At 38.9% G+C, this 13,765-nt stretch carries 8 protein-coding genes; all 8 read right to left on the reverse strand.

Annotated features, from left to right (window positions below):
- On the reverse strand, nt 1–198 hold a 198-nt coding region (locus BCG07_RS10380; protein WP_286890035.1), incomplete at its 3' end, for a hypothetical protein.
- Nucleotides 199–288: 90 nt separating this feature from the next.
- Nucleotides 289–819, reverse strand: a complete 531-nt coding sequence (locus tag BCG07_RS10385) for a cell division protein ZapC (protein ID WP_286890036.1) — start codon at nt 817–819, stop codon at nt 289–291.
- A 122-nt stretch (nt 820–941) separates the two neighbouring features.
- On the reverse strand, nt 942–1,952 hold the full coding sequence (pyrD, locus tag BCG07_RS10390) for a quinone-dependent dihydroorotate dehydrogenase (RefSeq protein WP_286890038.1): 1,011 nt from the start codon (nt 1,950–1,952) through the stop codon (nt 942–944).
- A 117-nt stretch (nt 1,953–2,069) separates the two neighbouring features.
- Nucleotides 2,070–6,911, reverse strand: coding sequence for an NAD-glutamate dehydrogenase (locus BCG07_RS10395; RefSeq protein ID WP_286890039.1), 4,842 nt, complete (start codon nt 6,909–6,911; stop codon nt 2,070–2,072).
- 208 nt (nt 6,912–7,119) lie between these two features.
- Nucleotides 7,120–9,441: an efflux RND transporter permease subunit gene (locus tag BCG07_RS10400; protein WP_039037092.1), complete on the reverse strand. Its 2,322-nt coding sequence runs from the start codon at nt 9,439–9,441 to the stop codon at nt 7,120–7,122.
- The gene (locus BCG07_RS10405; protein WP_006792814.1) at nt 9,441–10,436 is read right to left on the reverse strand and encodes a WD40/YVTN/BNR-like repeat-containing protein; all 996 of its coding nucleotides are present in this window, start codon (nt 10,434–10,436) and stop codon (nt 9,441–9,443) included. The genes BCG07_RS10400 and BCG07_RS10405 overlap by 1 nt, the downstream gene beginning before the upstream one ends.
- A 128-nt stretch (nt 10,437–10,564) precedes the next feature.
- Nucleotides 10,565–11,929, reverse strand: a complete 1,365-nt coding sequence (locus BCG07_RS10410; protein ID WP_286890040.1) for a DUF1329 domain-containing protein — start codon at nt 11,927–11,929, stop codon at nt 10,565–10,567.
- 13 nt (nt 11,930–11,942) lie between these two features.
- On the reverse strand, nt 11,943–13,765 hold a 1,823-nt coding region (locus BCG07_RS10415), incomplete at its 5' end, for a DUF1302 domain-containing protein (protein ID WP_286890042.1).

Genomic DNA, 13,765 nt, shown 5'->3' on the forward strand with positions numbered 1-13,765 from the left:
AACGCCTTCTTTTTCTTCGATAAGCATAAGCACACGCGTTGCAAAACGGCTTGATAAACAAACCTTTTGCGCCAGTAATGAGTCAGCCTCAAAACGAACAGAACCAACAGTTTGCTTAGACACAGCAGCGCCAAGTTCTGTTAACTCATCAACCAATAAATTTTCGATTCCGATAGAAGTAAGTGCGATAAATTGCAAAGTAGTAACCCTTAATAGCTAATTGCGCAGGATTATACCATAGGTTGAGGGACAAACACGCCATAACACATGCTTAATAGCGTAAATTACTTAGGCAGTTTTAAATTTAATTTGCTGAGTTAAGATAGGATGAACGCGATTATTTAGAATTTTGATAGCTTCAAATTGAGCAAGAGATAAATTTTCGTCTAATTGAAAATTCTCGCTTAAATTTAAGCAAACCGAGGCATCATGACAGTGATCGACAATCAAAAAGTCGCCCGTTTGCGCCTTAGAAACTAATTTAACGACTGCTTCAACACTTGGTTGGCTGCCAGTGTATTCATTAAAAAACCAGCTTTTTGCTAGCACAGGTTTTAAATGAAACTTAACCGCTGTAGCATTTAACGCTATTTGACATATTTGTGCACCAGACCAGATTTCAAACCCGTCCAGATAATTATAAACTTGTTCGTAAAATGCAGCATCTTCTAAGCTAAAGTTAGGGTTTTTGATAACTAAATCTGTTAACTGCCTTATTTTATAAGGGGTGCAAAGCTGCATTTCATCGTTCAAATCAAGTAATAAACGATTTTTATTAGGACAAGCAATCCACTGCCATTGCTTTGATGCTTGTAACATTTGCTCCTCCTTGTGGGCTATATTAAAAATAGTATCAGTTCAAAGTATAACTGCTTTTGACCATTTTATACATAAATGCTTAGAACATTTATCGAACGATCAAAAGCTTAGATAACTGATCCTTATAAGCCGTTTACGATCGATTTTACCAATTCAGGGCCTTTATAAATAAAACCTGTATAAACCTGTACTAAACTAGCACCCGCATTAAGCTTCTCTTTAGCTGAATTAGCATCATCAATTCCGCCAACACCAATAATAGGTAACTGGCCTTTTGTTAATCGTCTTAATTCACTTACTACTTCTGTAGAGCGTGTTCTTACAGGGTGTCCTGATAAACCACCGGCTTCCTCAGCATACTGCTGACCGATCACATCACTTCGTTCTAGTGTTGTATTAGTTGCAATTACTCCGTCAATTTTGTTGTTTAGCAGTGACTCACTTACCTGTTCAATTTGAATAGGATCAAGATCCGGCGCAATTTTTACAAGCATCGGAACTTGCTTATTATGTTTTGAAACTAAATCTAACTGCTCATTTTTAAGACTTTGCAACAAATCATCAAGTGCAGCTCCGTATTGTAAATCTCTCAGTCCGGGTGTGTTTGGTGAAGAAATATTCACGGTAATATAAGAGGCATACTCAAAAACTTTTCTCATACAGTGTATGTAATCGTCTTTACCTTGCTCATTAGGGGTATCTTTATTTTTACCTATATTAATACCTAATATGCCGTTGTACTTTGCTGCTTTTACATTGCTAATTAAATTATCAACGCCTTTATTATTAAAACCCATACGATTAATAATAGCGTTTGATTCTGGCAATCTAAATATACGAGGCTTGTCGTTACCGGCTTGCGGGCGAGGTGTAACAGTACCCACCTCTAAAAAACCAAAACCCATTTGGCTAAATGCATCTATACACTCTGCATTTTTATCTAAACCTGCTGCTAACCCAACCGGATTTTTGAATTCAAGACCTAGAAAGTTAACGGGTTTATTTGCTACAGATTGCGACCATGCGGCACTCAAAGGCGTATTAGCAAAGCGGCTTAAATTATTAAGAGCAAATTCATGTGCCCACTCCGCATCACGGGTAAACATAAAACGGCGAGCTAAATCGTAAAACATGAATATATTCCTCTTTAAATTACAGACAAAAAAATACCTCAGACAAGGCTGAGGTATTATATAACATTTTTATTAATTAGCTTATTACTTAGTTAATAAATAATGCGCGTAATTATTTTATTTTGCTGGTGTATCACAATTGTGACTCAATAGCATTAGTTCACGCAATGCCACTGAGAACTTGGCAAAATCATGACTTTGCGACGTTTTAAACTCAGCCAGCATTTGCTTCCAACGAGTAAGTAATAACTCTTGCTTATCCATCCACTCATCAATTTGGTAATCAACGTCTTTTTCATCTGCTTCAAAGCTATTTAAAACAACCTGAGCCAATGTTCGTTGCTGCCAATCTAACTCTTCACGATAAGATGAACGGGCCAACGCTTGCCAATGGTTAGCAACAGGTTGGTTAGTTATTTGATCTAAGAACCAATGTAAGCCCATTCTTGCACCAAGCTTAAAGTAAGTATTAGAAACCATAGCAATGCCTCTACGCGAATTATTAGCAATTTCTGCTAAGTCCATCACCGAGAACAAGCTAGATAATGAAACGATGCGCTTAGCTATATCTAATGGTACTCCACTATCTGTTAACTTAGTTGCAGCTTCATCTATGCGAGCACTTTCCTTTTCAACAATATAAGTGTTCAAGTTATCACTCAAATCACTAAATGTTGGTGAGAAGTACTCAATACCTTGCTCAATCGTTTGTGATTTATTGCGATGACGCAAGAACCATCGAGTTGCTCTGCGAACAGTTCTACGAAGCTGATAAAGCATTTCTGTTTGTACAGCCGCTGGAATTTTATTATCTAAAGCGCTGATTGATGACCACGTATCACGCATTTCAAAAATTTCACTGGCAATTGAGTAACACATTGCAATTTCAGATTCGCTAGCACCTGTTTCTTCGTGCATACGAACCATGAAATTTAAGCCCATGTCATTAACAATATTATTAGCAAGTTTGGTCGCTATAATTTCTTTACGAAGTGGGTGATTGTTCATTGCATCATTAAATTTCTCACGAAGTGGACGTGGGAATGATTTAACTAGTAACTGACGATAATATGGATTCTCTGTAATTTCATCCGTTACAAGCGAATCTTTTAACACCATTTTAGCGTATGAAACCAATACTGATAACTCAGGACGCGTTAGATCTTTGCCTGATGCTGCTCGCTCTGCTAACTCTTCATCACTTGGAATAAACTCTATAGCACGGTCTAATTTGCCATCTTTCTCAAGGGCATGAATAAAGCGAATTTTTTCCTTAAGTGTCGATGTACCACGAGATTGCGTGATTGAAATTGTATGTGTTTGACGATAACAGTCTTTCAATACCAGCTCTGACACTTCATCAGTCATAGAATAAAGCAGTTCATCACGTTGTTTAAGCGTTAAGTCACCTTCAGCAACTAACCCATTAAGTAAAATTTTAATGTTTACTTCATTATCTGAACAAGCAACGCCGCCAACGTTATCAATAAAGTCAGTATTTACGCGTCCGCCTTGTTCAGCAAATTCTATGCGTCCAAGTTGCGTAGCACCTAAGTTACCACCCTCACCTAGCACTTTAGCACCCAGTTCTTTACCATTTATACGTAGCGCGTCGTTTGCACGGTCGCCAACGTCAGCATCGGTCTCTTTTGTGTGCTTGATGTATGTACCAATACCACCATTCCAGAGCAAATCAAACTCCATCATTAATGATGCTTTCATTAACTCGTTAGGTGTCATGCTTGCTTTTTTTGTACCCAGCATTTTTTTCATTTCTGGGCTAAGTGTAATCGATTTTGCAGCTCGAGAGAAAATACCACCGCCGGCTGAAATAAGGTCTTTGTTGTAGTCTTCCCACGAAGAACGAGGCATATTAAATAAACGTTCACGCTCTACATACGATTTTGAGGCATCAGGATTAGGGTCTACAAATATATGCATATGGTTAAATGCAACTTGTAAACGAATGTGCTTAGACAGCAACATGCCATTACCAAATACGTCTCCAGCCATATCGCCAATTGCAACTACTGTAAAATCAGTAGTTTGACAGTCAATATCCATCTCACGGAAGTGACGCTTAACAGACTCCCATGCACCTTTAGCGGTTATGCCCATTTTTTTATGGTCGTAACCTACAGAACCACCCGATGCAAAGGCATCACCAAGCCAAAAGTTGTACTCATTTGCAATACCGTTAGCTATATCAGAAAACGTTGCTGTTCCTTTATCAGCAGCCACTACTAAATACGCATCATCTTCATCATGACGAACAACATTACTTGCTGGCACTATTTCACCACGTGCAATATTGTCAGTGATATCTAATAAACCTCTAATAAAGATTTTATAACACTCTTGGCCTTCTTTAATAAAAGCATCGCGCTCTGATGGTAGCTGCTTACATACAAATCCACCTTTAGAGCCAACAGGTACAATTACAGTGTTTTTAACTTGTTGCGCTTTAACTAAGCCCAAAACTTCTGTTCGAAAATCTTCACGACGGTCTGACCAACGTAGTCCACCGCGAGCTACCTTACCAAAGCGTAAATGTACGCCTTCAACACGAGGCGAATAAACAAATATTTCAAAAGCAGGTAACGGTAGCGGTACGTCAGGGATCAAACTAGGCTGTATTTTAAATGATACGTATGATTTAAATTGGTTCTGAGCATCTTTTTGGTAGTAGTTAGTGCGCAGCGTAGCCACAATCATGTCTACATATAAACGTATAATGCGGTCATCATCAAGGTTGGCTACGTTTTCAAGCTCAAGGTAAATTTGTGCTATTAACTTGTCCAGTGTTTTAGAGCTCGCAGGGCTCTTAACAGAAAAGCGTTTAGCGAATAAGTTAACGATTTGAGACGCTATATGTGGGTAGTTAGCAAACGTACTTTCAATATATGTTTGAGAAAAAGTAACACCAATTTGGCGCATGTATTTAGCATAAGCACGCAAAATAGAGGCTTCACGACCCGTTAAGCCACCCATTAACACTAAACGGTTGAAACCGTCATTTTCTAAACGGTTATTCCATACTTTGGTTAAAGCCGCACGAAAACGAGCAGACACTTTATCAAAATCATCCATCCCTTTACTGTCAATCAGCATAGAGAAATCCATGATCCAATTAATTCGGCCATCACTAGTTTTAACCGAATAAGGTGTTTCACCTATTACACGTAAACCAAAGTTTTCTAGCATTGGCATTACATCTGACAAATGAATTGGCTCATCTTTATGAAATAAGCTCAAACGAACAATATTTGTATTCGCCTCTTCTTGAGGGCGATAAAAAAGCATCTCAAGTTTATTTTCTTCACTTAATAGCTCAAGTTTTTCAATATCAACTACTGCGGCACTCGGTAACACTTCATCTTTGTATGAACGGGCAAACGCGTTACAATATTTACGATTTAAATCATTTCCACGCGCTTCACCTGCAGACTCTAAAAGCGCAGATTGTAGTTTGTCTTCCCAAGTACGGGCAGCTTCTATTAAATTATTTTCGATGTCTTTCACATTAAATTCGATATTGTTGTCAGTCACACGAACAGTGTAATGAGTACGTGCTAGTGTTGACTCGGAGAAGTAAGTGGTAAATTCGACTTTTTCGTCAGAATTAAATGCATTGCCTAAAATATCTTGAGTTTCCCTGCGCAGGGCTGTGTTGTAGCGCTCGCGAGGAACATAAACCATACAAGAGAAAAAACGACCATAAGCATCTTTTCGCACAAATAAGCGACACATATCACGCTCTTGCACTTGTAATACACCGGTTGCAACTTCAAGTAACTCATTTTCGCGTGCTTGTACTAACTCATCACGCGGGTAAGTTTCTAAAATATTTAATACCGCTTTGTAAGCGTGTGTGCCTTTTGCAAAATCACACATATCCATTATGCGAGTAATTTTGCTTTTTAAAACAGGAACATCAGCAGCACTATTATTATAAAAATTAGATGAAAATAAACCAATAAAACGGTCTTCACCAATAACATTCCCTTCATCATCAAAACGTTTTACACCAACGTAATCGATATAAGCGGGACGATGAACACGAGACTGTGAATTAGTTTTAGTTAATATCAATAAATTACTGCTGCGCGCTTCCTGGCGAGCCACCTCTGGTAACTCAGAAAGCAAGCGAGTATGCTCTTCTGTAGAGTTTTTTAACAACCCTAAACTTGTATCCATTTTACCTTTAAGCTGATAATCCCCCTGAACAGGACTTAACTCGTATTCACGGTAACCCATAAGGGTGAAATTATCGCTAACTAGCCAATCTAAAAATTCAACGGTTTCTGCCACTTCACTTTTATTTTTACCGTGGCGGCGCTTAGGTAGCTCTTTACTTACTTCAATTAGTTTTTTTCTTATTGGCTGCCAATCTTCAACAGCAACAGACACATCAACAAGTACGGATTCTAATTCTTTTTTGAAAGACTCAATGGCAGTCGAATCTGTTTGGCGATCAATTTCTATGAAAAAAACCGTTTTTGTAGATGTAGATTCTTGCTCTGCTTTTAAGTTAGATAAGCCTGAAATTTTAGCGCTGTCATCGCGTTGAATTTTGAGTGGGCTATGAAGTAATAAGTGAGAGGCGATATTTTCACGAGTCATGGCCATACGAACAGAATCAACTAAAAACGGCATATCTTTAGCAATAATTTCTACTATGGTATGTGATGACTGCCAGCCATCTTTTGCCACTTCGGGGTTGAAAACGCGAATAACGGCGTCGTCAGTAGTATTTTTTTCTAGCGAATTCCAAAGGCTGAGTGCAGCACCGTATAAGTCACTGTCATTTCGATTTGCCAAATCCTCTTTAGACATATTGCTGTACAAGGCTTTGGCGAATTTCTCAACGAGTAACACATTATCAGCGTGAACTTTTTTCTGGATAAGCTTACAGACATTATCTAGGATAACCGAGGCTTGGCCTTCATTTCGTGTCATTGTATGTTCCTTAATCTATTACTGCTCAAGAGCAGGAATTTGTACAGCCATTTATTAGTGTGGAGTCAGATAAATTCTAACCCTTTTACAGCTAATAAACAGCTTTTTCGATGAAAACATTTCAAGCTTTTCAGCTATTTGGTCATCTATTCACAAATTATAGATATAAATGGCCAATAGTGGCCATTTAGGAGCAATATTATTCACATTATTTTTTCTGGTCGGTCCACAGAAGACTTCCAATTGCAGGTAATAACAGCACTGCACCTAACATATTCACTAAAAACATGAAGGTAAGAAGTATTCCCATATCAACTTGGAATTTCAAATCAGAAAAAATCCATGTGCTTACACCAATGGCGAGAGTAATACCGGTAAATAGTACCGCACTACCGCGTTCAATGAGTGCATTACGATAAGCAATCGACAATGGTACATTTTGTTTAAGCTGCCCCATCATCGACGAAAGTATATAAATACCGTAATCCACACCAATACCTACACCTAGGGCAATAACTGGTAAGGTTGATACTGTTAGGCCAATTTCTAGCTGTACCATTAACGCTTGTGCAAGCGTTGATACTATATAAAGCGGTAACACCACAGCAATAGTCGCTTTTACGCTTCTAAAACTCAGTAAGCATAATGCAATAACAGCACCGTATACATATAGCATCATTGGTATTTGAGCCTCAGACACTGACTCGTTTGTAGCGGCCATTACGCCGACAGGACCAGACGCTAATTTAAAGGCAAGCTTTTCTGTCCCTTCTTCATTTGCGAACTGTTTAACGCTTGCAATAACGCGGTCGATAGTCTGCGCTTTGTGATCATCTAAAAAGATAATAACAGGCATCACAGAACAATCACCGTTCAGTAAACCCGTGCTTGTTTCAACACGTGCTGTAGACTGCACTAATGAAGCCGAATTACGCGGCAAGCTCTGCCATTTTAAATTACCTTCGTTGTAACCCGCATTAACAGACTGAGCAACCGAACTTAAACTAACTGCAGATTGAACACCTGCAACATTTTCAACTTTGTATTGAAAACGGCTAATGCGCTCCATTACATCATATTCTGTACATGCTGCTGGGTAAGCTTCAACTATCACTTTTAAAATATCTGATGAAATAGTGTACCTGTCCGATATTAAAAAAGTATCCTGATTATAGCGAGCATCTTGATGAAGTGACGGAGCACCTGCATGCAAATCACCTATCCGCATTTTATCAGCTTGCCAGTAGCCCAAAGCAAATAAAACAAGCGTAAAGCCAATAATGATTTTAGCTGCTTTAGGATCGGTTGCTTTTACCAATAAATCCCTAATTTTATCAAGCATATTTGGCTTGTTAGCGTCACCTGATTGAATATGAATGCTATTTTCAAATTGCATGTATGAAGCCCAAACAGGCAATAAAATTAAGTTAGTAAATATAATAACCGCAACACCTAAGCTAGCAGTAATTGCAAGCTCACGGATAATACCTATATCAATCGTCAACAAAGTTAAAAAGCCAACAGTGTCTGATAAAAGAGCAATACCACCTGGAATTAAAAGCGCTCTAAAACTTGATTGACAGCAAACTCGCGTACTTTTCCCTTCGCTTACTTTTTTACCTATCGCGTTTATCATTTGTACGCCATGGCTAACACCAATAGCAAATACTAAAAATGGAACTAATATCGACATTGGATCAAGTCCAAAGCCAAGGCTTGAAAGCAACCCTAACTGCCATGCAACCGCAATGATCGAGCATGCAATGGGTAAGATTGTAAGCTTTAAGCTTCCACAGAACAGCCAAACCATAATAAATGTGAAGGCTATGGCAATTGCAAAAAATAAAACAACGCCTTTAGCCCCTTCTGCAATATCACCAGCCATCTTTGCAAAACCGATAATATGAATACTTACTTTATCGGTACTCAGAGGCTCTCTTAACTCTGATTCGAGCTTTTCTGCAAAGGCTAACGTGTCTAACTTTTCTTGCGTTTGTGGGTCAGTTTCTAATAATTGCGCTGTTACCATTGCACACGAATAGTCGCTTGCAATCATACGACCAACAACTTTTGCTTTTTCTATATTTTCTTTAACAACGGCTAAGCCACGTTCGTTTGCCTTAAAGTTTGCAGGAATAATTGGGCCACCGGCAAAACCATCCTCAACCACTTCGACAAATCGGGCGCTAGGAGCAAATATAGAGTTTACGAGCGGTCTGTTTACACCGGGTATAAAATAAAGCTGATCATGAACAGCTTTTAACTGAGTAAAAAATTCTGGATTGAATATGTTACCACTGTCATCACACACTGAAATTAAAATACTATTCGCACCACCAAACTGCTTTTCATGCTTGGTATACACTTTCATGTATTCGTGATTTAAAGGGATATTTTTGTTAAACGAAGCATCTAGTTGAATGTGCGTGGCTTTGAAAATAAGCAAACAAGTAATAATTGCAAAACTTATAAGCACAACTAAGCGATGTCTAAAAATCGCTTTTTCTATAAAATCTAAAATAGTATGCATTAAGGGGTCAACTCCTTCACTTTAATGCCATCTTCAGTAGCCATTACCAATTTATTATTTTTAATCACACCATCAAGTATCGCTTTACCATCGGCAAGTTGCTCATGAGTTAATAAACCATCCTGTAAGTGAAAAATCACCCCGCTATTTGCTAGCATTAACCACTGTTTGTTATTGTAATTAATAATGCTGTTTACAGTAGCAGCTTTAGTACTTTCAAGGTGAAGCCACTCTTCTTCATCACGCTGCTTGCTGAATACATTACCTCTAAGCCCTGCGACTACTTCTTGAGAATTATCTGAATTAAAAGCGAAGAAAGAACCTGGGTATATTTCTTCAAGACGCAGCCAAGTTTTACCGTTATCTGTGCTTCTCGCTAGTAAGCCCATCTCACCAACAAGCATTAAGCCTTCAGAAGTTTGTTCAATTCGATTAAAATGTGGCAGGATTGATGCTGTTTCGGCCTCGTATCCTTCAGGATCATTGTCTTTTAAGTCGTTTAAATAATCTCTGTCTTCACTGAACAATAGAGAATCTAAAAATCGTTTTTCCCATTGTTTACCACCATCAGTAGTATGGTAAAACATGCCATACGCACCCACGGCAAAGCCTTCTAATTTATCTTTAAATAAAATATCTAAACATGGCTTATCTAAAGAAGGCTTAGCCTGTTGTAATTGCCAATTATTACCACCATCAACAGTATTAATAATTGTAGCATCGTGCCCACATGCCCAACCGTTGTTTTCATCACTAAAATCAACAGCGGTTAATAACACTTGCGTAGGCACTAATTCTGCTTGTTGCCACATTTCACCATTTGTACTTTTTATAACTGTGCCATGTTTACCTACAGCAACTAATTCATTACCTGTATTGATAATGTCAGTTAATAGTGTTTTTTGTGCATTAGGCGCACTAATTGCGTTTTTTGGTGTATCTTGAGCAAAACTCGCACCGCTTATAATCAGGCTGGCACATACCAAATACTTCATAAATTTTAATCGCCTTGAACTGAAAGGAGTGTTTGTCTTTGTAAACGAGGAAAGTTTTTGCGTTGAAAGACAAACGCGATGAGAAAGGAAAAAAGCACCTAACTTAAAATTAGGTGCCTAGTTTTAATTTATCTACCTGCGCGACGTAATGCGCTAGATGTAAATTCATTATCATTAAATGATTTTGAAAAATCGTACATTTTTTCTTGGTTATCTAAACCAATTGCTAAATAACGACGTGAATTCAGATCATGATAAACTTCTAACGTACTCCACTGAGTGGGTACTTCGTAGTAGTTAAGCCCGTAAGCCATTGCTACACGATAAAGCTGATCACGGTTATCGTAAATGTCTGTTACCGTTACCTGCCAGCTATCTTCATCTATATAAAACACACGTTTTTTATAAATGTGACGCGTATCATCTTTAAGGTTAGCCTCTACTACCCACACACGGTGCTTTTCATAACGAGTATGCTCAGGATTGATGTGGCCAGGCTTTAAAATGTCATCATACTCTAGCTTGTCACTATGAAGCTTGTAACTATTGTACGGAACATAAAGCTCTTGCTTACCTTTAAGCGTCCAGTTGTAACGGTTTGGTGAGCCATTGAACATATCAAAGTCATCAGTAGTACGTAAGCTATCTGCTGCAGTACCCGGTGCGTCATAAGCAACATTTGGTGCACGGCGAACACGACGCTGACCAGAATTATATGTCCATGCTTGGCGTGGCGTTAATATTTGGTCCATAGTTTCATGCACTAGTAACGCAGTACCCGCAAGACGTGCCGGTTGAGTAACACTCTGTTTAAACTTAAATAATATGTTTGAGCCTTGCAGCTCGGCAGGTGTAGCACTTGGATCAGAATATTTAACAAGTAGCTGTTCATCAAAACCAACATAGTTGTAAGAACCTGATGCTGTAGGTGCAGCTTGTCCACCAAAACGTTCGATTGACTCACCTCTAAAACGTAATAAATGGTTCCAAATTGCTTCTAAACCTGTTTTAGGGATGGGAAATGGAATACCAATAGCCGTATTTTTAATTCCGTTTCCGCCTTCAATCAATTCGGCAGTAGGCGCAAACTCTTTAGTTGCATCATAAACAAACTGAGGATATGAGGCCGAACGGCGTGTCTCATACACTGGCATTTTGAATGTGTCTGGATACGCTTCAAACAAAGCAATTTGGCCTGGGCTCAAGTTAGCTTTATATTTATCGATGTTTGATTTATCAATAGTGAAAAGCACTTTATCACTTGAAAAAGGGTCTAGGTGATGCATGCCAACTTCGTACCCTGCAGGAGCTGCAGTAATACCATTGTTCCATGCTGGAATTGAGCCGTCAGCGTTACCTGCTTTTTCGGCGCCCATTGGCGTTAAATCTTGACCTAAACGCGCTACTTCTTCAGCTGATAGTTTTGCTAAAGTAGCATTACTTGCAAACAAGCTAGCAAAAGCTGCTGCAATGAGGGTAGGTTTTTTAAGCATAATAATGTTACCCCTAAATAGAATATTTTAAATTGAAAGAAACGTAATCGCGGTCTGAGGAGGTGTTTACACCACCACCGCCCCAAAATGAGTTGTAGCTCACGTCAAGTGACCACGCATTTTGGTAGTTAAAGTTCATAGTAGCACCTAATGACTTACGATCTTCAATGAACAAGAACATCGGATCAGGTGTGTTACCATTTACGTCATGTGAAAATACAAAGCGAGGTGAAAAGTTGATACCGTTGTAAAGGTTAAAATAGTCACCCTTAGCAATTAGTCGGTAACCCCACGATGAACCCGTTGCAAACGACTTTTCTTCAGGACCATTTGAAAGACCTAAATGCAACGTTGAGTAATCTGTTGTACCTGGGCCAGTGATAACACCACTTCGACCAGTACCTGACACATTTAAACGCATTTCATCGTAATCTGGCATATCGTGAATTTTAACGGCGCCAACTTCACCTACCACAGCCCAACTGTCAGCTCCTAATGACGGGCCAAATAAATGCGTTGCAGTAAACTGAATTTGTGAGGTATCACGTTCAATATAACCTTTTGCAACTTCACCTGGACCTACAGAACTGATTGCATCACCAATACTCATTTGCGAAATACCGGCAAAATCAGGACGAATACCAGCAACAGCTAGCTGTTCAGGCATTGCTGTGTAAAGTAATTCTACATCATCAATTTGCAGAGGCTCGTCTTGTCTAAAAGCAAATTCACCTGCAAACGCAGTCTCGCCAATAGTCGTGTTAAAGCTCACACCATAAAGTTTTATATCTTCAGGGTATTCATTCTCAGCTTTAGAAAATGCAACTAAGTCAGCAACATTATCATCAGTGATTTCTGTTGTAGAAAGCATTGCTAAATCTTGTGCAATGGCAGCTTGAGAAAAATTAGATACACGCCCTGAAATAAGAGGACGACGGCTGTGGTAATTTACGTGGTAAAGCGCAATTTCAGTGTCATTCCACTCGGGTAAAAATATGCCTAATCGTAAACCATATTGACCACCATCATCTGGTTCAGTTTTACCGTTACTACCTTTACCTTTAAGTGCAACCTTGGTTGGGTGCGCTAGGTACATATTAGCTAGTAGAGCTTGGCCTTCTGGACTTGTAGGATTAATCCCCTGAGCCGCAGCTACTTGAGCATAGGTTGCAGTTAAGTTATTTAAACTTTCAGTTAAAAATGCAACATCTATATCAGGGTTAGACGTAAAGCCTAGCTGAACGTTTTGTTGGTAACCATTTTCTGCTGCAAAGTCATTTGTAGAAAAATAAGTACCTGCAGCTGGCAAGCGAGTCTCATGCCATTGGTACTGATAAAAACCTTCTAGGGTGATGTTATCAGTAATACCCAATGATGCCCAAAGCATACCAACAGGAATAAATGCTTCTTTAAGCTCTGCGCCTGGCGCTTTCAATCTATCGATATCTACAGGGTTAACATTTATACCATGAGATATAAGCGTGCTTTCACCCCAGTTAACAACTTGTTGACCAAGACGAACTGAAAGTGGGTTTTTGCCGTCGTTTAAATCAAAGTCAGCCCACACAAACGCATCTAATAAGCGAATATCTGCACAGCTTTGTTCTTTTGTATCTTCATCATCACAAGGATCTACGCTTTGACCTGATGTAGGGTTTGCATAGGCAAAGTCACCATCCATCAAAGCAAAGTCATAAAAGTACATAAAACGAGTAAATAGACCGTAGTTATCTTTGTTTATTGAAAGGTCATGTGTTCCCTTTAACAGTTTGGAGAATGAATCACCGCTGTCAAAGTTAAGATTACCTGCGTCACCATTATTTGAATACGACCCAG

This window comes from Pseudoalteromonas sp. ESRF-bin5 (assembly GCF_002632075.1).
In the GTDB taxonomy this organism is placed as follows: domain Bacteria; phylum Pseudomonadota; class Gammaproteobacteria; order Enterobacterales; family Alteromonadaceae; genus Pseudoalteromonas; species Pseudoalteromonas marina.

Coding starts and splice junctions, on each gene's coding strand:
- BCG07_RS10385 (WP_286890036.1), bottom strand. CDS start 819: ATGTTACAAGCATCAAAGCAATGGCAGTGGATTGCTTGTCCTAATAAA.
- pyrD (WP_286890038.1), bottom strand. CDS start 1,952: ATGTTTTACGATTTAGCTCGCCGTTTTATGTTTACCCGTGATGCGGAG.
- BCG07_RS10395 (WP_286890039.1), bottom strand. CDS start 6,911: ATGACACGAAATGAAGGCCAAGCCTCGGTTATCCTAGATAATGTCTGT.
- BCG07_RS10400 (WP_039037092.1), bottom strand. CDS start 9,441: ATGCATACTATTTTAGATTTTATAGAAAAAGCGATTTTTAGACATCGC.
- BCG07_RS10405 (WP_006792814.1), bottom strand. CDS start 10,436: ATGAAGTATTTGGTATGTGCCAGCCTGATTATAAGCGGTGCGAGTTTT.
- BCG07_RS10410 (WP_286890040.1), bottom strand. CDS start 11,929: ATGCTTAAAAAACCTACCCTCATTGCAGCAGCTTTTGCTAGCTTGTTT.